19 protein-coding genes and 1 pseudogene are annotated in these 24,716 nt (G+C 70.7%); 9 read left to right on the top strand and 11 right to left on the bottom strand.

The genetic code is table 11. The features are described 5' to 3' along the window. Window positions 1-81 precede the first annotated feature (81 nt). The 3 genes from CJ301_RS02635 to CJ301_RS02625 all read right to left on the bottom strand — a co-directional run bounded on the left by CJ301_RS02635 (window position 82) and on the right by CJ301_RS02625 (window position 6,036). The gene (locus tag CJ301_RS02635) at window positions 82-3,405 is read right to left on the bottom strand and encodes an error-prone DNA polymerase (RefSeq protein WP_099273900.1); all 3,324 of its coding nucleotides are present in this window, start codon (window positions 3,403-3,405) and stop codon (window positions 82-84) included. A gap of 3 nt (window positions 3,406-3,408) precedes the next feature. After that, complete coding sequence (locus tag CJ301_RS02630) at window positions 3,409-5,223, bottom strand: Y-family DNA polymerase (RefSeq protein ID WP_099273898.1); 1,815 nt, start codon at window positions 5,221-5,223, stop codon at window positions 3,409-3,411. Between the two features lie 147 nt (window positions 5,224-5,370). Then, the gene (locus CJ301_RS02625; protein WP_216823238.1) at window positions 5,371-6,036 is read right to left on the bottom strand and encodes a hypothetical protein; all 666 of its coding nucleotides are present in this window, start codon (window positions 6,034-6,036) and stop codon (window positions 5,371-5,373) included. A gap of 184 nt (window positions 6,037-6,220) precedes the next feature. Between CJ301_RS02625 and CJ301_RS02620 the strand changes: the two genes are divergently transcribed. Then, window positions 6,221-7,546 carry a cytochrome-c peroxidase gene (locus tag CJ301_RS02620; protein ID WP_099273896.1) on the top strand — a complete coding sequence of 442 codons (1,326 nt, stop codon included), beginning with the start codon at window positions 6,221-6,223 and terminating at the stop codon, window positions 7,544-7,546. Between the two features lie 71 nt (window positions 7,547-7,617). Here CJ301_RS02620 and CJ301_RS19055 read toward each other — a convergent pair. Then, window positions 7,618-8,064: pseudogene (locus tag CJ301_RS19055) on the bottom strand (Hint domain-containing protein); the annotation flags it as partial. A 149-nt stretch (window positions 8,065-8,213) separates the two neighbouring features. After that, on the bottom strand, window positions 8,214-9,407 hold the full coding sequence (gene kynU / locus CJ301_RS02610; protein WP_099273892.1) for a kynureninase: 1,194 nt from the start codon (window positions 9,405-9,407) through the stop codon (window positions 8,214-8,216). A gap of 102 nt (window positions 9,408-9,509) precedes the next feature. Here kynU and CJ301_RS02605 point away from each other — a divergent pair, with 102 nt between their 5' ends. The 3 genes from CJ301_RS02605 to CJ301_RS02595 all read left to right on the top strand — a co-directional run bounded on the left by CJ301_RS02605 (window position 9,510) and on the right by CJ301_RS02595 (window position 13,142). Beyond that, window positions 9,510-9,956: a methyltransferase family protein gene (locus CJ301_RS02605; RefSeq protein ID WP_099273890.1), complete on the top strand. Its 447-nt coding sequence runs from the start codon at window positions 9,510-9,512 to the stop codon at window positions 9,954-9,956. Between the two features lie 102 nt (window positions 9,957-10,058). Then, window positions 10,059-11,630 carry a Re/Si-specific NAD(P)(+) transhydrogenase subunit alpha gene (locus CJ301_RS02600; protein WP_099273888.1) on the top strand — a complete coding sequence of 524 codons (1,572 nt, stop codon included), beginning with the start codon at window positions 10,059-10,061 and terminating at the stop codon, window positions 11,628-11,630. Window positions 11,631-11,642: 12 nt separating this feature from the next. After that, window positions 11,643-13,142 carry an NAD(P)(+) transhydrogenase (Re/Si-specific) subunit beta gene (locus CJ301_RS02595; protein WP_099273886.1) on the top strand — a complete coding sequence of 500 codons (1,500 nt, stop codon included), beginning with the start codon at window positions 11,643-11,645 and terminating at the stop codon, window positions 13,140-13,142. A gap of 283 nt (window positions 13,143-13,425) precedes the next feature. On the opposite strand, the gene CJ301_RS02590 is transcribed toward CJ301_RS02595, so the two are convergent. Continuing rightward, window positions 13,426-13,974: a pseudouridine synthase gene (locus tag CJ301_RS02590; protein WP_099273884.1), complete on the bottom strand. Its 549-nt coding sequence runs from the start codon at window positions 13,972-13,974 to the stop codon at window positions 13,426-13,428. Between the two features lie 287 nt (window positions 13,975-14,261). Here CJ301_RS02590 and CJ301_RS02585 point away from each other — a divergent pair, with 287 nt between their 5' ends. Further along, window positions 14,262-15,431 carry a type III PLP-dependent enzyme gene (locus CJ301_RS02585; RefSeq protein ID WP_162620394.1) on the top strand — a complete coding sequence of 390 codons (1,170 nt, stop codon included), beginning with the start codon at window positions 14,262-14,264 and terminating at the stop codon, window positions 15,429-15,431. Window positions 15,432-15,484: 53 nt separating this feature from the next. Here the strand turns inward: CJ301_RS02585 and CJ301_RS02580 are convergent, their stop codons facing one another. Then, window positions 15,485-16,489: an LLM class flavin-dependent oxidoreductase gene (locus CJ301_RS02580; protein WP_099273880.1), complete on the bottom strand. Its 1,005-nt coding sequence runs from the start codon at window positions 16,487-16,489 to the stop codon at window positions 15,485-15,487. A 186-nt stretch (window positions 16,490-16,675) separates the two neighbouring features. Between CJ301_RS02580 and CJ301_RS02575 the strand changes: the two genes are divergently transcribed. The 3 genes from CJ301_RS02575 (at window position 16,676) to CJ301_RS02565 (ending at window position 20,118) form a co-directional block, all read left to right on the top strand. Continuing rightward, window positions 16,676-17,947, top strand: coding sequence for a DUF3422 family protein (locus CJ301_RS02575; protein ID WP_099273878.1), 1,272 nt, complete (start codon window positions 16,676-16,678; stop codon window positions 17,945-17,947). Window positions 17,948-18,056: 109 nt separating this feature from the next. Then, window positions 18,057-18,860 carry a glycosyl transferase gene (locus CJ301_RS02570; protein ID WP_099273876.1) on the top strand — a complete coding sequence of 268 codons (804 nt, stop codon included), beginning with the start codon at window positions 18,057-18,059 and terminating at the stop codon, window positions 18,858-18,860. Window positions 18,861-18,954: 94 nt separating this feature from the next. Beyond that, a complete protein-coding gene (locus CJ301_RS02565; protein WP_099273874.1) occupies window positions 18,955-20,118 on the top strand; it encodes a M20 aminoacylase family protein in 1,164 nt (387 codons plus the stop codon). A 2-nt stretch (window positions 20,119-20,120) separates the two neighbouring features. Here the strand turns inward: CJ301_RS02565 and CJ301_RS02560 are convergent, their stop codons facing one another. Genes CJ301_RS02560 through moaA form a run of 4 tightly spaced genes read right to left on the bottom strand, consistent with a single transcriptional unit; the run spans window position 20,121 to window position 24,029 of the window. Continuing rightward, window positions 20,121-20,735, bottom strand: a complete 615-nt coding sequence (locus tag CJ301_RS02560) for a glycosyltransferase family 29 protein (RefSeq protein ID WP_099273872.1) — start codon at window positions 20,733-20,735, stop codon at window positions 20,121-20,123. Then, on the bottom strand, window positions 20,732-21,721 hold the full coding sequence (locus CJ301_RS02555) for a polysaccharide pyruvyl transferase family protein (RefSeq protein ID WP_099273870.1): 990 nt from the start codon (window positions 21,719-21,721) through the stop codon (window positions 20,732-20,734). The genes CJ301_RS02560 and CJ301_RS02555 overlap by 4 nt, the downstream gene beginning before the upstream one ends. Further along, window positions 21,718-23,004 carry a 3-deoxy-D-manno-octulosonic acid transferase gene (locus CJ301_RS02550; RefSeq protein WP_099273868.1) on the bottom strand — a complete coding sequence of 429 codons (1,287 nt, stop codon included), beginning with the start codon at window positions 23,002-23,004 and terminating at the stop codon, window positions 21,718-21,720. The genes CJ301_RS02555 and CJ301_RS02550 overlap by 4 nt, the downstream gene beginning before the upstream one ends. Continuing rightward, window positions 23,001-24,029, bottom strand: a complete 1,029-nt coding sequence (moaA, locus tag CJ301_RS02545) for a GTP 3',8-cyclase MoaA (RefSeq protein ID WP_099273866.1) — start codon at window positions 24,027-24,029, stop codon at window positions 23,001-23,003. Before moaA ends, CJ301_RS02550 begins: the two co-directional genes overlap by 4 nt. Before the next feature lie 143 nt (window positions 24,030-24,172). On the opposite strand from moaA, the gene CJ301_RS02540 reads away from it, so the two are divergent. Then, window positions 24,173-24,670, top strand: a complete 498-nt coding sequence (locus tag CJ301_RS02540) for a D-galactarate dehydratase (RefSeq protein ID WP_254050041.1) — start codon at window positions 24,173-24,175, stop codon at window positions 24,668-24,670. The last annotated feature ends 46 nt before the right edge of the window (window positions 24,671-24,716 follow it).

The following is a 24,716-nucleotide window of genomic DNA, read 5'->3' as shown; positions in this document are numbered from 1 at the left end:
GATTTGCGTATTTGGAGAAAGATGAACGAAGGGGCGCGCCCTCCTGGTTCATCTTTCCTCAAATACGCATGGCGCGGCATCTCAGTGGAAATCGCGGCTTTTCGGCAGGATGCGGGCGTTGCGGGGATGGCCGTTCGCGGGGGCGCCGGTGCCGCGGGCCGAGCCCTGCACCGGAGACTTGACCGCATCCGCATGGCTCAGCGGCGGGGTGAAGCCGCCCGGCGCGAGCCGGGTGAGCGCATCCGAGCGGTCCTCCAGCCGCTGCGCCACGAAATGCACGATCTCCACGTCGCGCTGCACGTAACCCTCGGCCACCAGAAGCCGCGCCTGCATCACCGTGCGGCGGAATTGCGCCATCACCCTGGGCCAGACCACGAGGTTCATCACCCCGGTCTCGTCCTCCAGCGTGACGAAGCACACCCCCCTGGCGCTGCCGGGCTTCTGGCGGATCAGCACCAGACCGGCGAGCTTGAGCCGCTGGCCCTGACCGGCGCGGGCCAGATCGGCGGCGCTGGCATAGCCCTGCGCGGTCAGGCTGCGGCGCATGAAGGCCATGGGATGCGCCTTGAGCGACAGGCGCAGCGTCTGGTAATCGGCCACCACCTGCTCGCAGACCGGCATGGCCGGAAGCGGCACCGGCACCTCCGCGCCCTCGTCGCGGTGCTCGCGAAACAGCGGCAGGTCGGGCGCGTCGCGCAGGCCGCGCGCCTCCCACAGCGCCTGCCGCCGGTCGAGGAACATCGAGCGCATCGCATCCGCCGCCGCCAGCCGCCGCACCACCGCCGCGCCGATCCCGGCGCGGGTTTTCAGGTCCTCGGGCGTCTCGAAGGGCGCGTCGCGCGCCGCCACGATCCGCGCCGCCGCCTCTGCCGCCAGCCCGCCCACCATGCGCAGCCCCAGCCGCACCGCGAAGCCGCCGGTCGAGACCGGCTCCAGCGTGCAGTCCCACTCCGACAGGTTCACGTCGACGGGCCGCGCCTCGACGCCATGCTCACGCATGTCGCGCAGGATCTGCGCAGGCGCGTAGAAGCCCATCGGCTGGGAGTTCAGCAGCGCCGCGCCGAAGGCGCCGGGGAAATGGCATTTCAGCCATGACGAGACATAGACCAGATGCGCGAAGCTCGCGGCGTGGCTCTCGGGAAAGCCGTATTCGCCAAAGCCCTTGATCTGCTCGAAACAGCGCGCCGCGAACGCCTCCTCATAGCCGCGCGCCACCATCCGGCCCACCATCTTCTCCTGCAAGAGCGCGATCGTGCCGCGCGAGCGGAAGGTGGCCATGGCTTTGCGCAGCTCGTTCGCCTCGGCGGGAGAGAAGCGCGCGGCGTCGATGGCGATCTTCATCGCCTGCTCCTGAAAGATCGGCACGCCCAGCGTCCGGCCAAGGATGGATTTCAGCTCCGAAGGATCATGCGGCGCGCCGGGGCTGGGATATTCCACCGCCTCCTCGCCCGCCCGGCGGCGCAGATAGGGATGCACCATGTCGCCCTGGATCGGGCCGGGGCGGACGATGGCGACCTGGATCACCAGATCGTAGAAGCTGCGCGGGCGCAGCCGCGGCAGCATGTTCATCTGCGCCCGGCTCTCCACCTGGAACACGCCGAGGCTGTCGGCGCGGCACAGCATGTCGAAGACGCGCGGATCCTCGCGTGGGATCGAGGCGAGATCCTCGCGCCGCCCCCAATGCGCGGCCACGAGGTCGAGGCATTTGCGGATGCAGGTCAGCATGCCCAGCGCGAGGATGTCGACCTTGAGGATGCCCAGCGCGTCGATGTCGTCCTTGTCCCATTCGATGAAGCTGCGGTCGGCCATGGCGCCGTTGCCGATCGGCACGGTCTCGGTCAGCGGCTTCTCGGTCAGGATGAAGCCGCCGACATGCTGGCTCAGATGGCGCGGCATGCCGACCATCTGGCCCGCGATCAGCAGCGCCTTTCGCAACAGCGGGTCGTTCGGGTCGAGCCCGGCCTCGCGGACGTTCTCTTCGGCGATGCCGCTGCCCCATTGGCCCCAGACCGTCCTGGCCAGCGCGCCGGTCACGTCCTCCGACAGCCCCATCACCTTGCCCACCTCGCGGATAGCGCTTCGCGGGCGGTAATGGATCACCGTGGCGCAGAGCCCGGCGCGCTCGCGGCCATACTTGGCATAGATGTGCTGGATCACCTCCTCGCGCCGCTCATGCTCGAAATCGACGTCTATGTCGGGCGGCTCCTTTCGCTCCTCGGAGACGAAGCGCTCGAACAGGAGCTGGTGCTGGGAGGGATCCACGGCGGTGATGCCCAGCACGAAGCACACGGCCGAGTTCGCCGCCGAGCCGCGCCCCTGGCACAGGATCGGCGGCTGTGCCGTTTCGCGCGCGAAACGGATGATGTCGTGGATGGTGAGGAAGTAGCGCGCGATGTCGAGCTTGGCGATCATCGCCAGCTCCTTTTTCAGCACCGCGCAAGTGGCGGGCGGGATGCCCTCGGGCCAGCGCGCCCGCGCCCCCGCCCATGTCAGTCCTTCGAGCTGCGCCTGCGGGCTGCGCCCCTCGGGCACGACCTCGCGCGGATATTCATAGGCCAGCTCTTCGAGATCGAAGCGGCAGGCATCGGCGACCTCTCGCGTGGCGCGGATCGCATGCGGCCATTCGGCGAAGAGGCGCGCCATCGTTTCGGGCGATTTCAAATGCCGCTCGGCATTGGGCAAAAGCCGCGCCCCGGCCTCGGCCAGCGTCACGCCTTCGCGGATGCAGGCCATCACGTCCTGCAGCGGGCGGCGTTCGGGCGCGTGGTAGAGCACGTCGTTGGTGGCCATCAGCCCCAGCCCTGCGGCGCGGGCGATCCGGTCGAGCGCGTTGATCCGGGCGCGGTCGTCGCCGCGATAAAGATGCGCGGCGGCGATATGGGTGAGGCCGGGCAGCCGGCGTTGCAGGCGCGGCAGGGCGGGTTCGAGCGCGGCCGGATCCTTGGGCGGCACGAGGATCAGCCGCAGCCCCCCGGCGTGATCGGCCAGATCCTCCAGCGTGATGTCGCAGACGCCCTTCTTCTGCCAGCGCCCCTCGGGATCGCGCATCTTGCCTTTGGAGAGCAGCACCGACAGCCGGCCATAGGCGGCGCGGGTTTCGGGATAGGCGAGAAAGGTCTCGCCCGTGACCAGCGCGAGCCGCGCGCCGATCACCGGCCTGACATTCACGCGTTTCGCCGCGACATGCATCCGCACCACGCCCGCCAGCGTGTTGAGATCGGCGATGCCCAGCGCGTCGTAACCCTGGCTCCAGCCCTGCACCGCAAGCTCCACCGCGTCGGAAGCGCCGCGCAGAAAGGAAAAGCACGAGGCGAGGCCCAGCTCGACATAGGCGCCGGGCGGGTTCGGCGGAAACTCCGCCTCCCTTGGCACGTCGCGGCGCGGATGGGCTTCGCTCTCGGGCATGGCTCAGGCAAAGGCGCCATGCAGGAACCAGCGCGGCTCGGCCCCGCGCCCGTCGCCCAACAGCCCCTCGCGGTAGAGCCAGAAGCGCCGCCCGGTATGATCCTCGATGCGGAAATAGTCGCGCAGGCGGGTGCCGGGCCTGTCGCGCCACCATTCGGGCGCGATCCGCTCGGGCCCCGCGAAGCGCGCCACGCGCAGCCGCTGCCTGCGCCAGACGAATTGCGCGGGCGGGCCTTCGGGCACGGCGTAGAGCACGCGCAGCTCCTCCGGCGGCTCGAACAGCCGCAAGGGCCGGTCGGCGCGCGGCGCGAAGCGCTGCGGCGGCAGGTGCAGCGCCGGAAGCCAGAGCGTCTGGCGTTCGGGGATGTGGCTCGGCGCGGGGCGGGGCCGGGTCAGCGCGCGCGCCCCGAAACGGGCCGAGAGCCGGTCGATCAGCCGGGCGAGATCCTCCGCGCTCTCCGCTTCGCCGTCGAGGCGGCGCTGGCGGGGGGGCAGCGCCTCGGCCACCAGCGCGGCCAGCGTGATCAGGTCGAAGCCGAAGCCCGGATCGAGCCCGTCCAGCCGCCCCTCGAACAGCCGCACCATATGGGCCGCGTCATGCGAGGGCCGCGAGGTCGCGGCCTGCGCCTGCGCCACTTCGCCATCGGTGCGGTAGAGCGCCAGCGCGAGGCGGCGCGCGCCGAAGCCTGCCGCCACCAGAGCGGCGCAAAGCTCGTCGGCCAGCGCGGGCAGATGCGGCACCGGATCGATCACCGGCTCGGGCAGGCGCGCCTGCACGGCGAAGCGCGGCGGATCGTCGGGGCTGTCGACCGGCTCGGCCGTGCGGCCCGAGAGCTGGTCGAGACGCAGGAGCGGGTCGGCCTCCGGCGGGCCCGCGCGAAACCGCCGCGCCAGCGACGGGCGCGGCACGGCGCGCAGCGCGCCGATGGTCGAAAGGCCCAGACGGTCGAGCAGCTGCACCGTCGCGGCATCGAGCCTGAGGGCCGTGGCGGGCAGGGGATCGGTGCGCATCACGAGATCCTCCGCGCCGCAGATCGCGCGCGCCGCGCCGAACCGCGCCAGCGCCCAGGCCGCGCCGCGCGTCGGCGCGATGGCGGCGCGGGCGGTGAGGCCAAGACCGGCAAGGCGCGTCCCGATCTCTTCGAGCATCATCGCTTCGCCGCCCCACAGATGATCCGCGCCGGTGATGTCCATGACCAGCGCATCCACCCCGTCCACCGCCGTCCACGGGCACCAGCGCCGGGCCCAGAGCATGAGCCGCTGCAGGGCGGCGGCGTCGGCGCGCGGATCGGCGAAGGCGGTCCGCAGCTCGGGACAGATCGCGCGCATGTCGACCACCCGCGCGCCGGGGCCGAGGCCCATGGCGCGCGCGGCGCCGTTCACCGCGTGGATCACCGGCCCGTGCGGCCCTTCGAGCGCCAGTGCCAGCGGCGTGCCCTCGGGCGGCGCTTCGCCGCCGCGCGCGGCCTGCCGCTGCCAGCGCTCGATGGCGAAATGCGGCAGGTGCAGCGACAGGATGCGCCGCGCGGCGGCGTCCTTGGGTGCGGCGATGCGCGAGATCTCGGACAGGCCCTCCCGCCCGCTCTCGCGCGGTCCTGCCCGCCCCCGGGGAATGCCCACGGGGGTGAAGCTGTCTTCGGGCATGGGCGCGCCGGGCGCGGGTGGCCCTTCATCGGGCCGCCCGAGCGTCGCCTTGCCTTCGGTGGCCCGCCGCAACGCCTCGGCCGCCCGCGCAAGCTGGCGCGGATCGGCGGCGCGGGGCCGGGAGGGAGAAGGCGCGGGAAAGGCGAGGACGGGCAGCTTGTCCCCGCCGCTCATCGTCGTCGCCCGCCCTGTTCGGGCGTGGCCATGCCCCATCCGGCCCCGCCTGGTTCCCCCCAGGGAACCGCCGGGGCCATGCGCGCGCCCCCTGGTTCATCTTTCTTCAAATACGCATGGTCCGGCATTGGCCGCCATGCGCGCGGCTCAGGCCATGGCGCGCGCCGCCTCCGCCGCCTCCATTCCGACCGCGTGATCGAAGTGGAGTTCTCCGCTTTGGGGCTCATGCCCGGCCACCCAGCGCCCCGGCGCGCGCCAGCGGGCGCGAAACAGCTCGGCGTTCCACAGCGGCGCGCCGGGCGCGCGCGGGTCGTCCGGCACGGGCCGGGCGGGCAGGGCGCCCAGCCGCCATCTTTCGCGCGCGGCGCTCAGCTCCGGCGGGGCGGCGCGGCGGATGAGCCATGCGGGCACGCCATGCGCCTCCGAGCGCAACGCCAGGCGCTTGGTCGCGGTGAAGTCGAGCGCGGGGGCCGTGCCCCAGACCTCGCCGATCACCCCGCCCAGGGCGGGGCAGCCCAGCCCCTGTTCCATGGCCCAGAGCACGTCGATGGCGCGCGAGACCTGAAGATGCAGCACCTCGCGCCCCCCCAGCCCCGGGGGAAAAGGGTGCCCCGTCTCGCGCAGCGACAGCCGGTCCTGTATCCACAGCACCGGCCCCTTGGCGGCATCGAGATGTGCCAGCGCAAAGGCGGGGGCGGCGGCATCGGGGGCCGTCTCGGGAAAGATCTCCGACAGGGTGGGCTGACGCAGCGCGGCGAAACGGCGCGGCGTGTTCGGTGGGGCGGGGCATGAAGCGGGGGGCGGCCACGTCACGGGTTCTCTCTGCAAATCAATGTTCTTGCTTTGTTCTAGTGCGGAGCCCGGGCTGCGTCAAATGCTGTCTGCGGCATTGCGCCGCGCAGGGCGCATGGGCTTCGTTACGCCACGCATGGCGCATGGCCCTCATTGCGCCGCCCTCCAAGCTGCGGCACCTTCCTTTACGGGAGAGGGAGGCCGGATGAGACAGGTGACGATCCGCATCGCCGCATGGGTGGTGCTGTGCTGGCCGGGCGCGGCCCTTGCCGAAAGCCTGCCCGCGCCGCTCGACGACGCGGCATGGCCCGCCGTGGACGCAGCGGAGGCGGCGCTGGGTCGGCTGCTGTTCTACGACCCGATCCTGTCGGGCAACCGCGAGGTCGCCTGCGCCACCTGCCATCACCCCGCCTTCGGCACCTCGGACGGGCTGTCATTGCCCCTGGGCGACGGGGGCCGGGGCCTCGGCCCCGCCCGCGCGGTCGACCCCGAGAACCCGCCCGAGCAGCGCGTGCCGCGCAACAGCCAGGCGCTGTGGAATGTCGGCGCGCATGAATATGTGTCGATGTTCCATGACGGGCGGGTGGAGCGCGACCCGGAGGCGCCCGGGGGCCTGCGCACGCCGCTCGATGCCGACATGGTGGCGGGCTTTGCCTCGATGCTGTCGGCGCAGACCATGTTCCCGGTGCTCAGCCCCGACGAGATGGCCGGGCATTACAGCGAGAACGAGGTGGCGCAGGCGGTGCGGCAGGGGCGGCTCACCGGGCCGGGCGGGGCGTGGGAGCTGATCGCGCGGCGCGTCGCCGCGCTTCCCGGTTACGCCCGGCGGTTCGAGGCGGTCTATGGCCTCGCGCCCGACGGGATCGGCTTTACCGACATCTCCAACGCCATCGCCGCCTTCATCACCTTCGAATTCCGCTCCGACACCAGCCCCTTCGACGCGCGGCTGCGCGAGGGCACGCCGCTGCCGCCCGAGGCCGAGGCGGGGCTCGGGCTGTTCTACGGCCCGGCGGGGTGTTCGGACTGCCATTCCGGCCCGTTCCTGACCGATCACGGCTTTCACGCCATGGGCGCGCCGCAGATCGGGCCGGGCAAGGCCGCGCGCTTCGAAAGCCATGCGCGCGACGAGGGGCGGTTTCGCGTCACCGGGCGGGCGGAGGACCGGCATGCCTTTCGCACGCCGTCGCTGCGCAACGTCGCCCTGACCGCGCCCTATGGCCATGCGGGCAGCCATGCCACGCTGCGCGGCTTCGTCGCGGATCATCTCGATCCGGTGGCGGCCTTGGCCCGCTACGACCGGGCGCAGGCGGTCCTGCCGCGCATGGAGGCGGCGGATTGGCGCATTCTCGACGATGCGGAGGAGGCAGGCGCGATCGGCGCTTCGGTGACCGCGCCGCCGGTGGTGCTGAGGGAAGGCGAGATCGACGCGCTGGTGGCGTTTCTGGAGGCGCTGAGCGACCCGGTGGCGGCGGCCGGGCGGCTGGGCGTGCCGGATGCGGTGCCCAGCGGCCTGACCGTCCCGAACCCCTGATCGGCGCGCAGCCGCGCCGCCTCGTGCCAGCCGAGACAGCGCCGTGCCGGGGCGCTGTCCTGCGGCGCATGGCTTTCCAAGGCCGCCCCCTCGGCCCAGATCAGCTCGGCGCGCGGCAGCACCAGCCCGAAGCCCACGATCCGGGTCGGGCCCCCGCGCCGGATGTCGTCTTGCGGGGCGAGATGCGCGGCCTCGACCAGCACCTCGCTTTCCCCGAAAAGCCGCGCGATCCGCGCCCCGCGCAGCAGCACGCGCTGGCGCGGCGGCAGGCGCAGCGCGCGCTCCAGCCCGGGCAGCGCGGCGGGCAGGAGCCGCAGCGGCGCATCGGCCGCGTCCGAAGGCCCGGCTTCCAGCCGCAGCACCGGCTGAAGGCCGTGATCGCGCGTCAGCACGAGGTCACCGGGGCGCAGCGTCTCGACCGCGCGCGCGCCCGAAGGGGTGGCGATGCGGGTGCCCGCCAAGAGCCCGGTCCTGCCGGTCTCGGCATGCGCGCTCGTTTTCCTGCTGTTCCCGATCATGCCCGGCCACTCCCCCCCCGTGTTCCGCCCGAGCTTGGGGACAATCCGTCAAGATCGGGTGTAGCCTTCAGCGCTGGGCGCGCATCCGGGCGGCGGGGTGCCAAAAACATGGCCGTGGCATGGCCGACGCGGCGTCGCGGAGGGCGACGTCAGGTCACGGCGGCGCGGGCGTGGAATTCGGGGCGGTCCCACGTGCCGTCGCGCAGGATCCGCGCCAGCACCTCGACCGCGCGGTCGATGTCGCCCTCGTCGAGATAGAGCGGCGTGATGCCGAAGCGCAGGATGTCGGGCGCGCGGAAATCGCCGATCACGCCATCGGCGATCAGCGCCTGCATCACCGCGTAGCCCTGCGGATGGCGGAACGAGACCTGGCTGCCGCGCAGCGCATGCTCGCGCGGGGTGGCGAGTTCCAGCTCGGGGCAGGCTGCCTCGACGCCCGCGATGAAACGATCGCCCAGCCGCAGCGAGGCGGCGCGCAGATCGGTCATGTCGACCCCGTCCCAGATGTCGAGCGCGCTCTCCAGCGCCGCCATGGCGAGCACGGGGGGCGTGCCGACGCGCATCCGCGCGATCGCGGCACCGGGGCGGTAGCCCGGCTCGAAGGCGAAGGGCTCGGCATGGCCGAGCCAGCCCGACAGCGCGGGCTGCACCTGATCGATCAGCCGCGGGGCGACATGGATGAAGGCCGGCGCGCCGGGGCCGCCATTGAGGAACTTGTAGGTGCAGCCCACCGCGAAATCGGTATCCGCGCCCGCCACGTCGACATCCACGGCCCCCGCCGAATGGGCGAGATCCCAGATCGCCAGCGCGCCCGCCGCATGGGCGCGGGCGATGAGCGCGGGCATGTCGTGGCGGCGCCCGGTGCGGTAATCGACCTCGGTGATCATCATCACCGCGACATCCTCGTCGATCGCCGCCTCGACCTCCTCGGGCGCCATGACGCGCAGCTCATGGCCGCGGCCGAGCTGTTCGATCAGCCCCTGCGCCATGTAGAGATCGGAGGGGAAATTGCCGCTGTCGCTCAGGATCACGCGGCGCTCGGGGCGCAGCGCGAGAGCGGCGGCGAGCGCCTGATGCACCTTGATCGACAGCGTGTCGCCGAGCACGGTGGACCCCTGGGGCGCGCCGATCAGCCGCCCGATCCGGTCGCCGAGGCTGGCGGGCTGATCCATCCATCCCGCCTTGTTCCAGCCGGTGATCAGCATCTCGCCCCATTCGCCCGTCATCGCGCGCGCCATGCGGCCCGGGGCCGCCTTGGGCAGGGGGCCGAGCGAATTGCCGTCGAGATAGGTGACGCCATCCGGCAGGTCGAACATTGCCTTGGTGGCTTGGAAATCGGTCATCTCGGCGCTCCTCCTCGCGTCAGCCCGCGAAGTTGTGGCAGCAGGGCCGCTCTTGCGCAACTGCGCGTGACAGCGCCCCGACGGCAGGGCAAGGATGGGGGCGTGTACTGGATCGATTTTCCGCCCGCCTGGACCGCCTATGGCGCGCTCGCCGCATGGGGCCTGTCGCGCATCGAGCCGGGCTGGCTCGGCTTCGGGCCATATCACGCGGCGCTGGGCGGGGCCGTCATCGCGCTCGGGCTGGGGCTGATGCTCTGGGCGAGCGTCACGATGCTGCGCCGGAAAACCGAAGTCCTGCCGGGCCGCGAAGCGGCGGCGCTGGTCACCGAGGGGCCGTTCCGCCTTTCCCGCAACCCGATCTATCTGGGCGACCTCCTGCTGCTTGCGGGGGCGGCGCTCGTCTTCGACGCGCCGCTGGCGCTCGGGCTGGTGCCGCTGCTGGCCGCGATCCTGCGGGCCCGCTTCATCCGGCCCGAGGAGGCAATGCTGCGCGCGCGCTTCGGCGCGGCGTTCGAGGGCTGGGCCGGGCGCACGCGGCGCTGGTTTTAGGGGCTATGACGCCACGGCAGCAAAGTCTGCCGCTGCCCTTGTGCAACATTCTTTCCCCCGCTACTCCTCCCGCAACCGCAGAATGACCGGAGGGGAAGACGCGTGAGGATCGGGGCACCGAAGGAAATCCATGATGGCGAGGCGCGGGTGGCGATGACCCCTGCCTCGGCCAGGGATCTGCAGAAGCTGGGGCATGACTGCCTGATCGAGACGGGGGCCGGTGTGGCCGCGGGCTTCACCGATGCGGCCTACGAGGCCGCCGGTGTCACAATCGTGCCGGATGCCGAGACGCTGTGGGCCGAAGCCGAGATCGTCACCAAGGTGCGTCCGCCGCTGGACGAAGAGCTCGGGCGGTTGCGCGAGGGGCAGACGCTGATCTCCTTCTTCTATCCCGGCCAGAACGCCGAAAGCCTGGGCCGCGCGAAGGATGCGGGCGCCACCGTCATCGCGATGGACATGGTGCCGCGCATTTCCCGCGCGCAGAAGATGGACGCGCTCAGCTCGATGGCCAATATCGCGGGCTACCGCGCGGTGATCGAGGCGGGGGGCAGCTTCGGCCGCTTCTTCACCGGCCAGGTGACCGCCGCGGGCAAGGTGCCGCCCGCCCGCGTGCTGGTGATCGGCGCGGGCGTGGCCGGGCTCGCCGCGATCGGCACCGCCACCTCGCTCGGTGCGGTGACGCTGGCCTTCGACGTGCGCCCCGAGGTGGCCGAGCAGATCGAGAGCATGGGCGCGGAGTTCGTCTATCTCGATTTCGAGGACAGCCAGGACAGCTCCGCCACCGGCGGCTATGCCGCGCCCTCATCCCCTGAGTTCCGCGAAAAGCAGCTGGCGAAGTTCCGCGAGCTTGCGCCCGACATCGACATCGTCATCTCGACCGCGCTCATCCCGGGCCGCGACGCGCCGGTCCTGTGGACCGCCGACATGGTCGAGGCGATGAAGCCCGGCTCGGTGATCGTCGATCTCGCCGCCGAGCGCGGCGGCAATTGCGAGCTGACGGTGGCCGACGAGAAGGTGGTGAGCGACAACGGCGTCACCATCATCGGCTACACCGATTTTCCGAGCCGCATGGCGACGCAATCCTCGACGCTCTACGCCACCAACATCCGCCACATGCTGACGGATCTCACGCCGGCCAAGGACGGCGTGGTGGTGCACGACATGGAGGACGACGTGATCCGCGGCGCCACCGCGACGCATGAAGGCGAGATCACCTATCCGCCGCCCAAGCCCAAGACCGCCGCCATCGCCGCGGTGCCCAAGAAGGACAAGCCGCGCGAGCTGACCGCGGAGGAAAAGCGCGGGCAGGAGGTCGCGGCCTTCCGCAAGCAGACCCGCGACCAGGTCGGTCTTCTGGCTGCCGGCGCTCTGGTGATGCTGCTGATCGGCGCGGTCGCGCCCGAGAGCTTCATGAGCCATTTCATCGTCTTTGCGCTGGCCTGCTTCGTCGGCTTCCAGGTGATCTGGGGCGTCAGCCACAGCCTGCACACGCCCCTGATGGCGGTGACCAACGCGATTTCGGGCATCGTCATTCTCGGCGCGCTGTTGCAGATCGGTTCGGGCAACTGGCTGGTGGTGATCTTGTCCTTCGTCTCGGTGCTGATCGCCTCGATCAACATCGTCGGCGGCTTTCTGGTCACGCGCCGGATGCTCGCCATGTTCCGCAAGTCGTAAGGGGGCCGGATCATGAGCATCGGCATCGTTTCCGCCGCCTATATCGTCGCGGCCATTCTCTTCATCCTGTCGCTGGGCGGCCTGTCGAACCAGGAGAGCGCCAAGCGCGCGGTCTGGTACGGCATTGCCGGCATGGCGGTGGCGGTCTTCGTCACCGTGTTCGGCCCCGGCGTGCACAACCTCTTTCTCATCCTCGTCGCCATCGCGGCGGGCGGCTTTGCGGGCTGGATCGTCGCGGGCCGGGTGCAGATGACCGAAATGCCGCAGCTGGTCGCGGCGCTGCACAGCTTCGTCGGCCTCGCGGCGGTGTTCATCGGGCTCAACGCCGACATCATGCTGCACGACATCAACGCGCTGCTGGCCACCCACGGGCTCGACCGCGCGGCGCTGGCGCTGCTCGATCCGACCGAGCTTCTGGAAGCGGGCGGCGGCTTCTTCGGTGATCTCACCGGCTTCGGCAAGAAGCTGGCGCTGAAGGACGCGACCGAGATCGGCATCCTGAAGACGGAGGTGTTCTTGGGCATCTTCATCGGCGCGGTGACCTTCACCGGCTCGGTGGTGGCCTTCGGCAAGCTTGCCGGAAAGGTCGACGGCAAGCCCAAAAAGCTGCCCGGCGGCCACATGCTGAACGCCGCGGCGCTGGCGCTGTGCCTCGCGCTTGGTCTGCTCTACCTCACCGGATCGGGCATCTGGACCATGGTTCTGGTGACGCTGATCGCGGGCTTCATCGGCTGGCACCTGATCATGGGCATCGGCGGCGCCGACATGCCTGTCGTCGTCTCGATGCTGAACAGCTACTCGGGCTGGGCCGCCGCGGCGATCGGCTTCACGCTGGGCAACGACCTGTTGATCGTCACCGGCGCCCTGGTCGGCTCCTCGGGCGCGATCCTGTCCTACATCATGTGCAAGGCGATGAACCGCAAGTTCGTCTCGGTGATCCTCGGCGGCTTCGGCGGCTCGGCGGGGCCCGCGATGGAGGTCGAGGGCGAGCAGGTGGCGATCGATGCCGACGGCGTGGCGCAGGCGCTCGACGAGGCCGAGAGCGTGGTGATCGTGCCGGGCTACGGCATGGCGGTGGCGCAGGCGCAGCAATCGGTCTCCGAGCTGACCCGCCGCCTGCGGGCGCAGGGCAAGGAGGTCCGCTTCGCGATCCACCCGGTCGCGGGCCGTCTGCCCGGCCACATGAACGTGCTTCTGGCCGAGGCGCGTGTGCCCTACGACATCGTCATGGAGATGGACGAGATCAACGACGACTTCCCCGAGACGGATGTCGCCATCGTCATCGGCTCGAACGACATCGTGAACCCGGCCGCGCAGGACGATCCGAATTCGCCCATCGCCGGGATGCCGGTGCTCGAGGTCTGGAAGGCGAAACAGGTCTTCGTGTCCAAGCGCGGCCAGGGCACCGGATACTCCGGCATCGAGAACCCGCTCTTCTTCAAGGACAACACCCGCATGTTCTATGGCGACGCCAAGAAGTCGCTCGACGAGCTGCTGACCAAGATCGCCTGATCGGCGCTGGTCACGGAAAGGCCCCGCCATGCGCGGGGCCTTTCGCGTTGTGGGGCATGTCCCCATGGGCAGGAGTTGCGCCATGACGGAGATTTCTTTCCCGGGGCGGCACCGGCCCGCGGCTCTTGGTTGCCTGTCTCATCACCGCGATGTCGACGGCAGTCACGCGCGAGGTGGGGCCGCGCTTCTGGCGACGTTTGCCGCATGGCAGCCGGGCCTGGCGGTGCGCTGATCCCCTTCATCTTTCTTCAAATACGCAAATCCGACATGGCCGCCCCTCGGCTCAGGCGTCGATTTCGCGCCAGTCCCCCGGGGCCAGCCCGTCGAGCGTCCAGTCACCGATGCGCCAGCGCACCAGCCGCAGCGTCGGAAGGCCAATGGCGGCGGTCATGCGGCGGACCTGCCGGTTGCGCCCCTCGCGGATCGCGATCTCGATCCAGGCGTCGGGCACCGATTTGCGAAACCGCACCGGCGGGTCGCGCTCCCACAGATCCGGCGGCTCGATCAGCCGGGCGCGGGCGGGCTTCGTCGGCCCGTCCTTGAGCGTCAGCCCCCGGCGCAGCGGCTCCAGATCGGCCTCGTCCGGCGCGCCCTCGACCTGCGCGAGATAGGTCTTTTCCATCTTGTGCTTCGGGTCGGAGATGCGCGCCTGCAGCCGCCCGTCATTGGTCAGCAGCATCAGCCCCTCGCTGTCGCGATCGAGCCGGCCCGCGGGGTAGACGCCGGGGCGGTCGATGAAATCCGACAGGGTGGCACGCGGCGAGGGGCTACGCGCATCGGTGAACTGCGACAGCACGTTCATCGGCTTGTTGAACAGGACAAGGCGCGGCATGGGGCCCTCCGGGACTGCGGTGAACCCCTATAGGGCAAGGGGGATCGGGGTGCAAAACCGCCGTGAAAAAAAATCTCGTTTTTCCCGGGATTTCCCCTTGATCCGACTCGGTGTTTGCCCCAAATGCCCGCTCAAGACGCCAACGCACGCGCCTCTGGCCACGCCTGGACGCATGTCTCCCTCGGGGGGCCTACGCACAGACCAGCACGCGTTTATGCAGCGACGGTAACGTCTCCCTTGGAACCGCCGGCCCCCTCCGGGCCCCCGTCTGTCTATCGGAGATGCACATGACTGCATATTACGCGGGCGCCAGCGCCCCCTCTTTCGCCGTCGATTCCCGCCTGGAGGCCTATGCGGCCACCACCGAGTTCGACCGGCCGACGCTGGTCATCGACGTGGACCGGGTGGAGACCCAGTTCGAGGCGCTGCGCGCCGGTCTGGGCCGCGCCGACATCCATTACGCGGTGAAGGCCAACCCGCATCCCGCGATCATCGAGCGGCTCGTGGCCCTCGGCTCGCATTTCGACGCCGCCTCGCGCGCCGAGATCGAGCTGTGCCTGTCCCAGGGCGCGCGGCCCGAGCATGTCTCCTTCGGCAATACCATCAAGCGCGTCTCCGACATCGCCTTCGCGCATCACGCGGGCATCCGCATGTTCGCCGTCGATGCCGAGGAGGAGCTTGAGAAGATCGCCGAGCACGCGCCGGGCGCGCAGGTCTATGTGCGCCTGATCGTCGAGACCTCGACCGCCGACTGGCCGCTCACCCGCAAGTTCGGCTGCGACCGCGACACCGCGCTGAAGCTTCTGGACCGCGCGATCGAGCTGGGGCTGGAGCCGCTGGGCTTCTCGTTCCACGTGGGCTCGCAGACGCGCCATGCCGAGATGTGGGCGCCGGTGCTCGACGAGCTGTCGACCATCTGGGCGGCGGCGCGCGAGGCGGGCCACGATCTGGAGCTTCTCAACATCGGCGGCGGTTTCCCGGCCTTCTACGGCGAGGAGATCCAGGCGCCGACCGATTACGCCGCCGCCGTGATGGCGCTTGTCGAGGACCGTTTCCCGGGCGCGCGCCGCATCATGGCCGAGCCGGGCCGCGGCATGGTCGCCGAAGCCGGCGTGATCGCCTGCGAGGTGATGCTCACCTCGCGCAAGTCCGAGCGCGACATGCATCGCTGGGTCTATCTCTCGATCGGCCGTTTCTCGGGGCTGGCCGAGACCGAGGGCGAGGCGATCCGCTACCAGTTCGTCACCCCGCATGACGGCGAGACGACGGGGCCTTGCATCCTTGCCGGTCCGTCCTGCGACAGCGCCGACGTGCTTTACGAAAAGCGGCCCATGAACCTGCCCTTGAGCCTCAAATCGGGCGACCGGGTACTCATCCGCAACACCGGGGCCTATACCTCGACCTATTCCTCGGTCTGCTTCAACGGCTTTCCGCCGCTGGACGTGGTGGTGATCTGAACGGAAACGGGCGGCTCGCGCCGCCCGCATCGCGATTTCGCGCCCGCCCCGGCTCAGGTCATGGCGGGCGTTTTCATGTCCGACAGGGCCTCTGCGCCGATCTCGAAGCTGCGCTTGCGCGCCTCTGGGTCGAACATCATGCCGGTCAGCATCAACTCGTCGGGCCGGTAGCGCTCGATCAGCGCGCCGAGCTGGCGGCGCACCGTGTCGGGGCCGCCCGTGGCCGAGACCGACAGCGCCGCCTCGGCGCCCGCGATGGCGCTGGCGGGCACGTGATCGGCCACGTTTTCGACCGGGCGCGACAGGCGGCCCGGCGTGCCGGTGCGCAGCCGCGCGAAGGACAGGATCTGCGAGGAGCGGTGATAGCGCGCCTCCTCGTCCGTGTCGGCGGCGTGCAGCCCGGCGGCCATCATGAAATAGGGCTCCGACAGCCGCTCGGAGGGGCGGAACCCCTCGCGGTAGGCCTTGATCGCGGGCTCGAGCATCTGCGGCGCGAAATGGCTGGCAAAGGCGTAGGGCAGGCCGAGATAGGCGGCGAGCTGCGCGCCGAAGGTCGATGAGCCGAGGATCCAGACCGGCAGATGCGAGCCCATGCCCGGCATCGCCCGCACCGGGCCGCGGCCCTCGTCATCGTCGAGATAGGAGATCAGCTCGACCACGTCCTGCGGGAAGGCGTCGGCGGACTGGTTGTAGCGGCGCAGCGCCTGCGCGGTGGCGCCGTCGGTGCCGGGCGCGCGCCCCAGCCCGAGATCGACCCGGCCGGGGTGCAGCGCGTCGAGCGTGCCGAACTGCTCGGCCACGATCAGCGGCGCGTGGTTGGGCAGCATGATGCCGCCCGCGCCGACGCGGATGGTCGATGTCGCCTGCGCGACATGGCCGATCGCCACCGCCGTGGCGGCGGAGGCGATGCCGGGCATGTTGTGATGCTCGGCCAGCCAATAGCGGTGATAGCCCAGGGCCTCGGCGTGGCGGGCGAGATCGGCGGCATGGGCCAGCGCCTGCGCCGGGGTTTCGTCTTCGGTGACGGGGGCGAGATCGAGTAGGGAAAACTTCTGCATGTCGGCTCCTGGCGTTCGACCCCCGATATGGGGCCGGGGCGGTCTGAGCGAAACCTCAAGAGCCGCACAGCCCCGACGCGGTATGCGAACGCATGCGCCAACATGCTGAGCATGCGCAGTTTTCGGCGGTTTACAGCGGTGCGCGCGGCGGTCATCCTCACGCCACGTCAGCCCTTCGGAGCCGCCATGACCCTTACCGATCATCCCCTGCGCCAAGAGCTGGCCAACGAGCTGCATGCGCGCCCCTTTCCGAGCCTCGGCGCGCCGGGGCAGGCGGCGTTCCTCGCCATCGGCCCGGCGGAGGGCAGCCCGCGCGACATGGAGGCCGAGCGGGCGCATCTTCTGGCGCTGCTCGACTGGTTCGGCGCGGCGCATCCGCAGCCCGGTGCCACGCATTGGTCGGGGCAGATCGGGCGGCACCGGTTGAAATGGGAAAGCCACACCGAGTTCTCGACCTACATGATCCTGAGCGACGGCGCTTCCGAGCCGCCCTTTCGCGAAGGGCTCGCGGGGTTTCCGGCCGACTGGCTCGACGCGGCCCCGGGCCGCAGGCTCACATCGGCGCTCATCCGGGTGGAGCTGGCGGCGGGCGAGGAGGAGATCGCGCGGCGGGCGGAGGCGTGGTTCGTGGCCGAGAGCATGGCGGTGAGCCGTGTGCTCGACGACCAGCTGATCGTGGCGGGGGATTTCCGCATCGATCCGGCGGGACACATGCGCTTTGCCGTCTTTGCGCGGCCCGGCACGGGCGAGCGGCGGATCGGCCGGGTGGTGCAGCGGCTGTGCGAGATCGAGACCTACAAGACCATGGCGATGCTGGGGCTGGCGCAGGCGCGCGCCATGGGGCCGCGCATCGGCGTGCTGGAGGAGCGGCTGTCGGATCTCGTGGCGGAAATGGCGGCGGGCCCCGGCGATCCGGCGGCGACGCTGGCGGTGCTCCTGGAGGTCTCGGCCGAGCTTGAGAAGCTGCGCGCGCAATCGGGCTTTCGCTCGGGCGCGACACGGGCCTACGAGACGCTGGTCCACCAGCGCATCGGCGTGCTGCGCGAAACCCGCTTCGGCGGACGTCAGAGCTTTGCCGAATTCATGATGCGCCGCTTCGATCCGGCGATGCGCACGGTCGAATCGACCGATCGCCGCCTTGCCGCCATGTCCGAGCGCGCGGCGCGGGCGGGCGATCTTCTGCGCACGCGGGTCGATGTGGAACGCTCGGCCCAGAATCAGGAGCTGCTCGCCTCGATGGACCGCCGCGCCGATGCGCAGCTTCGGCTGCAGCACACGGTCGAGGGGCTCAGCGTCGTGGCGATCAGCTATTATGCCGTGAGCCTCGCGGCCTATCTGCTCGGCCCCGCCGCCTATCCCTTGGGGCTCGACAAGACGGCGCTGACGGCGGCGCTGGTGCTGCCGGTGGTGGCGCTGGTCTGGCTGATGCTGCGGCGCATCCGCAAGCGGCTGCACTGAGCTCCCCCGCACCGTCTACCCTGCCGTCTACCCTGCCGTCCGGCCCTGCTGTCTGGCCGCGCCGCGCATGGCGCGTTAGGGAAAGGGGCCGCAACCGAGGAGGCGCGTGATGATCAAGCAGGTGATCTGCATCAATTGGGGCACGAAATACGGCGCGCCCTTCATCAACCGGCTCTATGGCATGGTCGCGCGCAACATCACGCCGCCCTTCAGCTTCACCTGCTTCACCGACACCCGCGAGGGCATCCGGCCAGAGGTCCAGTGCGAGGATCTGCCGCCGATCGACGTGGAGATGCCGAAGAACTCCAAGGGCATCTGGCCCAAGTCGCGGCTCTGGGGGCCGAAGCTCGGCTCCCTCACCGGGCCGGTCCTGTTCATGGATCTCGATCTCGTCGTGACCGGATCGCTCGACGATTTCTTCACCCATGGCGACCCCGAAGACGTGATCCTGTCGCGCAACCCCAACACGCCCCTGGAAAAGCTCGGCCAGACCTCCGTGTTCCGCTTTCCGGTGGGCAAGCTGGTGCCGCTGCAGGAGCGGTTCCGCGCCGACCCGCAGGGCATCGCCGACGAGTTCCGCTTCGAGCAGCGCTTCGTGACGCGCAACGCGCCGGGCGGGGCGAAGCTGTTTCCCAAGGCATGGGTCCGGCATTTCCGCATGCATTGCCGCAGGCCGTTCCCGCTCAATTACCTCGCCGCGCCCAAGCTGCCTTCGGAGGCGCGCATCGTGATCTTTCCCGGCGGGCTGCATCCCACCCATGCCATCGAGGGGCATTATCCGCCCTATGCGCCCGAAAGCGCGGGGGCGCATCTGCGCGGGCTGATGTCGAAAACCCGGCAGGACCGGCCCCTGCGCTACCTGCGCCACTACATCAAGCCGACCCCTTGGGTGGCCGAACACTGGCGTCCCTGACGACGCGGCAAGCCGCCCTGCCGGCTTGCACCCGCGCCCGCTTGGGCGCACTCTCCCGCCCGCACCCGACATTCTGCCTTTCGAAGGACCCGTCATGCCGATCAAGAACCGCTTCGCCGAGCTTCTCCCCGAGATCACCGAGTGGCGGCGCGACCTGCACGAGAACCCCGAAATCCTCTACGAGACGCATCGCACCTCGGCGCTGGTGGCCGAGAAGCTGCGCGCCTTCGGCTGCGACGAGGTGGTCGAGGGGCTGGGCCGGACCGGCGTGGTCGGCGTGATCCGCGGCAAGGAGACCGGTTCGGGCAAGGTGATCGGGCTCAGGGCCGACATGGACGCGCTGCCGATCCACGAGCAGACCGGCAAGCCCTATGCCTCCAGGACGAGCGGCGCGATGCATGCCTGCGGCCATGACGGCCATACCGCGATGCTCCTGGGGGCGGCGAAATACCTCTCCGAGACGCGCAATTTCGACGGCACGGTGGTCGTCATCTTCCAGCCCGCCGAGGAGGGCGGCGGCGGCGGGTGCGAGATGTGCGAGGACGGGCTGATGGAGCGCTTCGGCATCCAGGAGGTCTATGGCATGCACAACTGGCCCGGCATCCCGCTGGGACAGTTCGCGATCCGGCCCGGTGCCTTCTTCGCCTCGACCGACCAGTTCGAGATCACCATCGAGGGCCGCGGCGGCCATGCCGCCAAGCCGCATGAGACGGTCGATTCGACGCTTGTCGCGAGCCATGTCGTGCTGGCGCTGCAGAGCATCGCCAGCCGCAACGCCGACCCGACCGAGCAGATCGTGGTCTCCGTCACCTCCTTCGAGACCTCGTCCAAGGCGTTCAACGTGATCGCCCAGCGGGTCCACATGAAGGGCACGGTGCGCACCATGTCGCCCGAGCTGCGCAAGCTCGGTCAGGAGCGGCTCACCGCGATCGCCGAGACGACGGCGCAAGCCTACGGGGCCGAGGCGAAGGTCAACTACATCAAGGGCTACCCGGTGATGATCAACCACGGGGCCGAGACCGAGTTCGCGGCCGAGGTGGCGCGTGAGATCTCGGGCGATTGCGCCGAGGCGCCGCTGATCATGGGCGGCGAGGATTTCGCCTACATGCTCGAAGAGCGGCCCGGCGCCTATATCCTCGTGGGCAATGGCGACACGGCCTCGGTGCATCACCCCGAATACGACTTTTCCGACGAGGCGATCCCGACGGGCTGCTCGTGGTGGGCGGGCATCGTCGAGCGGCGGATGCCGGCGGCCTGATCTCAGGCGAGGGTGAGGCGCGGGTCGGCGGCGACGAGGCCGGCGACCCAGTCGCGCTCGGCGGCGAAGTCATGCGGCACATCCGCCGCACCGCGCCCGCCCGACAACGACAGCGAATGGAAGAAATCGAAGCCGTGCAGCCGGATCCGCGCGGCGTCCGACCGCGCCAGCAGGTCGATCGCCATCGCCCCGGTGGTGGGCCGTGAGCCCAGCCGCTCGGCCAGCGCCGCGTTGCGCGCGGCGGGCCAGAGCACGAAGCCGGGCGCGCGCGCGATGCGCCAGGACAGGCGGCGGCGCTTGGGCGTCATCCACAGGATCAGCTCCGGCGCCCGCTCCGCGATCGTCTCGGCGGGCACGGGCGTCGAGATGGCGAGCCAGTCGGTGCGCGTGCCATGCGAGGCCGACGAGGGCATCGGCGCGGCGTTGAGCCGGATCACGATATCGGCGGCGTCGATCTCTGCCCCCTGCGCCTTTTCCGACAGCGAGCGTGCATTGCCGACAAGCGCGACGCTTCGCCCCCGAAGGCGGTCCGAAAGCGCCTTTTCGGGAAGGCCGAGCCGCGCCAGCCGTGCCTCGTCGCCGCGGCGCTTGGCGATCTCGAAGAGAATCCGGTTCATGCGTTCCTCCGCGCCAATGCCGCGATATCGGCGAAGAGCGCCTCGGCGCGGTCCTGCGCCATTTCGCGAAACCGCCGGATCGCCTGCACTTCGTCCTCGGTAAAGGGCGCTTCGCCCGGCGGCTCTGCCAGCGCCTCGGGTGGCAGCAGCCGCGACGGGCCGAGACCCGCATCCGCCAGCAGCCGCTCGATCTTGGAGGCGTTGGAGCCGAGCGCCAGAAAGGGCGTTTCGGTCAGCATCGACAGGCAGACCGCGTGAAACCGCCCAGTGAGGTGCAGCCGCGCGCGGGCGATGCGGTCGAGATAGGCGGCCTCGGTCGCGGGCATTTCGAGCGCAGGCAGGCCCAGCCCGCCATACCACGCCGCCGCCAGCGCCGCGCGGGCGGGGGCAAAGCGCCACGGCCCGCCATTCAGGGTCTTGGTCGGGACGAGCGTGGCCGCGTCGAGCCGGGTGGCGGCGCGGCCCAGCACCCGGCGCGGGCCGGGCTTCACGCTGTCGCCGACGATCACGCCGTGACGGGGCAGGGGCGCGACATGCGCCGGGGCCGAGAGCGAAAGATCGGGCAGCCAGCGCGCGTCCCTGCCTGCCGCCCCGGCCATGGCGCGCGCGCTTTCACTGTCACGCGCGGCGATGAGATCGAAGCGCGAGAGCGGCGCGGACCAGCTTTCGGGGTTGTCCTGCCAAAGCGCGTTGACGAGCGCGAGCGGCGTGGCGCCGCGCGCGGGATGACCGGCCACCTCCAGCAGCCGCGCCCCCGCCGGACGGCCGTGATGCAGCGTCCCCTCGCCATTGACGACGATGACCTGCGCCGCGCGCATCGCGTCGAGAAACCCCTCATCGGCGGCCCAGTCGTGCCGGGCGGGGCTGCGGGCGGTGACGCTCAGCCCGTGCCGCTCCAGCCCCTCGGCCAGAAGCCGCATCACCCGGGCGCAGCCATGGTGGTAGCGGGTGGAGGTGTCGTTCAGGATCACGGCGCGCAATGTCATGGGGCCGCCTTAGAGGATGTATGGCCGGGTGCAAGCCGCGCGGTCATGAGCGCGCGCAGCGCCTCCAGCGTGGCGGGGCGTGCCTGCCCGCGATCCGCCATGATCTTTCGCGCCGCCGCGCGCATCGCGTCGATCTCTGGCGTGCCGATCAGCGCGGCTATGGCATGGCCCAGCGCCGCCCCATCCGCGACCTCGCGCGCGGCGCCCGTTTCGTCGAGCGTGGCATAGGCCCCGGCGGCGTTGCTGACGCGCGGGCCGTGCAGCAGCGCCGCGCCAAGCGTGGCGGCCTCCCATGGGTTGTGCCCGCCCTGCGGGCCGAATGAGCCGCCGAGAAAGACGAGCGGCGCGAGGCGAAAGATCGCCCCCGTCTCGCCCATGCGGTCGACGAGCCAGACCTCGGCATCGCCGGGCCTTTCGCCGCGCGCCACGCCGAACCCGGCCTCGCGCAGCGCATGCTCCACCATCGGGGCGCGGTCGGGGTGGCGCGGGGCGAGGATCAGCCGCAGCCCCGGCTGCGCCGCGCGCGCGGCGAGATGCGCCGCGATCACCTCGCGCTCGTCCTCGGCATGGGTCGAGACGGCGGCCCAGAGCGGCGCGCCCGCGAGATCCGCTTCGAGCAGGGCGAGGCGCGCCGGATCGGCGGGCAGGGGGCTGGCCGCGGATTTGAGATCGCCGGGCGCCAGAACGCGCGCGGGATCGAGCCCGAGCGACAGGATTTCCGCGCGCACCGCCTCCGACTGCGCGGTGACGAGATCGAAGCGCGACAGAAGCGCGGCATTGAGCCGGGGCGCGCGGGCGCGCGATTTCGAGGGCCGGGCGTTGAGCAGCGCCAGCGGCACATCCCGCGCGCCGGTCTCCGCCAGCAGCCGGGGCCAGAGATCGCCCTCGACGAAGCAGGCGAGGTCGGGCCGCCAGTGATCGAGGAAGGCCCGCGTCGCGCGGGCGGTGTCGAGCGGCTGGTACTGGTGCAGCGCGCCTTCGATCCGCCGGGCGCGGGCGCCGCCCGTCGTGGTGGTGGTAGTCACGAGAACGGTAAAACCCTCGGCCATCAGGTCGCGCGCGAGATCGGCAATGGAGGCGACCTCGCCCACCGAGGCGGCGTTGATCCAGACGAGCGGGCCTTGGGGGCGGTCGAGCGTGGCGCGGCCCAGCCGCTCGCTCAGGCGGGCTGGAGCTGAGTTCTGGCCGCGATGCACCCGCCGCGCCAGCGCGATCTCGGCCATGCGCGGCAGCGCCCGCGACCCGCCGAACCAGAGCCGCAGCGGCCATGGCGCGGCGCTCATCCCCCGGTGTGGCTCATGTGACGGCTGACCCGGCCCGAAACCTCCTGCCGGTCGTAATCGAAATCATGCCCCTCGGGCTTGAGCGCGATGGCGGCGCGGATCGCGCGCTCCAGCCCGGCATCGCTCTCGCTTTCGCGCAAGGGGCCGCGCAGGTCGGAATGCCCCTCCTGCCCGAGGCATGTGTAGATCTCGCCGGTGCAGGTGACGCGCACGCGGTTGCAGCTTTCGCAGAAATTATGGCTCATCGGGGTGATGAAGCCGACGCGCTGGCGCGTTTCGCCGAGGCGGACGTAGCGCGCGGGCCCGCCGGTGCGGTCGGGCAGGTCGTGCAGGCTGTAGCGTTCCCCGAGGCTGTGGCGCAGCTCCATCAGGTTCCAGTACTGGCCGATCCGGTCCTCGTTGCCGATATCGCCCATCGGCATGACCTCGATGAAGGTCAGGTCCATGTCGCGCGCGGCGCAGAACTCGGTGAGCGTGAACAGCTCGTCCTCGTTGAAGCCCTTGAGCGCGACGGTGTTGATCTTGACCTTGAGCCCTGCGGCGCGGGCGGCGTCGATGCCGTCGAGGACCTGCGGCAGGCGGCCCCAGCGGGTGACGCGGGCGAATTTCTCCTCGTCGAGCGTGTCGAGCGAGACGTTCACCCGGCGCACGCCGGCGGCGTAGAGCTCTTCGGCGTATTTGCCGAGCTGGCTGCCATTGGTGGTCAGCGTCAGCTCTTTCAGCGCGCCGCTGTCGAGATGCCGCGTCATGGCGCGGAAGAATTCCATGATGTTGCGCCGCACCAACGGCTCGCCGCCGGTGATGCGCAGCTTTTCCACACCGAGCCGGATGAAGGAGGAGCAGAGCCGGTCGAGCTCTTCGAGCGTCAGCAGCTCCTTCTTGGGCAGGAACTGCATCTTTTCGGACATGCAGTAGACGCAGCGAAAATCGCAGCGATCGGTGACCGAAACCCGCAGGTAACGGATCGCCCTCGCGAAGGGATCGATCAGGGGCGCTGCGGGGGGGGGAACGGGTGCGACTGTCATGGCCGCAAGGTAGGGGCGGGGCGGTATGTTGGCAAGCGACCTGCCCGCGATCCCGGCGCCGGGGCCATCGCCGGGGCCATCATTGTCCGCAAGGCTGGATCGGCGCTCTTGCCGGAGGAGGTCGCACCGCTATGCTCCGGCGCATGACACGCCTCATTCTCCCCTCCGCCCTCACCGCGCTTGCGCTTCTCTCGGCTTGTGCCGAAGTGCAGCAGGCCAGCGCCCCCGTCGACGCCCCGGCTCCGAGCGCCGCGCCGAGCGCATCGACCGCGCCGCAACCCGCGGTGCAGGCTGCGCCGCCGCCGCCGCCCGCCGCCGCCAGCGCCGAGGCGCTCGACACCACGACGCCCGAGCAGCGCGCCGCCGCCACCGCCGCGCCGGAGCCCGCGGGCGAGCAGGCGCTGGGCACCACGGTGGCCTCGCTGGGCTCTCCCGCCGATCCGGGGCTGTGGATCGAGACGCCGCTGGTCAGCAGCGTGAGCCAGGGCCGGGTCGAGGCGGCGAATGGCAAGTCGGTCAAGCTGGAGCTGCGCCCCTCGGGCGGGGCGGCCGGGTCGGGCAGCGAGATCAGCCTGCCGGCGATGCGGCTTCTCGAAGTGCCGCTGACCGACCTGCCGGAGCTGACGGTCTATCGCGGCTGAGCGATCCGCATGTCGCAAAGGGTGAAAGGGGGGCATGGCGCCCCCC

It is taken from the genome of Limimaricola cinnabarinus, assembly GCF_002723615.1.
Taxonomy (GTDB): domain Bacteria; phylum Pseudomonadota; class Alphaproteobacteria; order Rhodobacterales; family Rhodobacteraceae; genus Limimaricola; species Limimaricola cinnabarinus_B.
This window is presented reverse-complemented; position numbering and strand designations above follow the sequence as displayed.

Bases quoted from the DNA above. Each gene is read 5' to 3' on its own strand.
- CJ301_RS02550 (WP_099273868.1), bottom strand. From the start codon at position 23,004: ATGAGCGCCGCGCCATGGCCGCTGCGGCTCTGGTTCGGCGGGTCGCGG.
- CJ301_RS02635 (WP_099273900.1), bottom strand. From the start codon at position 3,405: ATGCCCGAGAGCGAAGCCCATCCGCGCCGCGACGTGCCAAGGGAGGCG.
- CJ301_RS02540 (WP_254050041.1), top strand. From the start codon at position 24,173: ATGACACGCCTCATTCTCCCCTCCGCCCTCACCGCGCTTGCGCTTCTC.
- CJ301_RS02590 (WP_099273884.1), bottom strand. From the start codon at position 13,974: ATGCCGCGCCTTGTCCTGTTCAACAAGCCGATGAACGTGCTGTCGCAG.
- CJ301_RS02565 (WP_099273874.1), top strand. From the start codon at position 18,955: ATGCCGATCAAGAACCGCTTCGCCGAGCTTCTCCCCGAGATCACCGAG.
- kynU (WP_099273892.1), bottom strand. From the start codon at position 9,407: ATGACCGATTTCCAAGCCACCAAGGCAATGTTCGACCTGCCGGATGGC.
- CJ301_RS02630 (WP_099273898.1), bottom strand. From the start codon at position 5,223: ATGAGCGGCGGGGACAAGCTGCCCGTCCTCGCCTTTCCCGCGCCTTCT.
- CJ301_RS02555 (WP_099273870.1), bottom strand. From the start codon at position 21,721: ATGACATTGCGCGCCGTGATCCTGAACGACACCTCCACCCGCTACCAC.
- CJ301_RS02595 (WP_099273886.1), top strand. From the start codon at position 11,643: ATGAGCATCGGCATCGTTTCCGCCGCCTATATCGTCGCGGCCATTCTC.
- CJ301_RS02585 (WP_162620394.1), top strand. From the start codon at position 14,262: ATGACTGCATATTACGCGGGCGCCAGCGCCCCCTCTTTCGCCGTCGAT.
- CJ301_RS02580 (WP_099273880.1), bottom strand. From the start codon at position 16,489: ATGCAGAAGTTTTCCCTACTCGATCTCGCCCCCGTCACCGAAGACGAA.
- CJ301_RS02560 (WP_099273872.1), bottom strand. From the start codon at position 20,735: ATGAACCGGATTCTCTTCGAGATCGCCAAGCGCCGCGGCGACGAGGCA.
- CJ301_RS02620 (WP_099273896.1), top strand. From the start codon at position 6,221: ATGAGACAGGTGACGATCCGCATCGCCGCATGGGTGGTGCTGTGCTGG.
- CJ301_RS02570 (WP_099273876.1), top strand. From the start codon at position 18,057: ATGATCAAGCAGGTGATCTGCATCAATTGGGGCACGAAATACGGCGCG.
- moaA (WP_099273866.1), bottom strand. From the start codon at position 24,029: ATGACAGTCGCACCCGTTCCCCCCCCCGCAGCGCCCCTGATCGATCCC.
- CJ301_RS02575 (WP_099273878.1), top strand. From the start codon at position 16,676: ATGACCCTTACCGATCATCCCCTGCGCCAAGAGCTGGCCAACGAGCTG.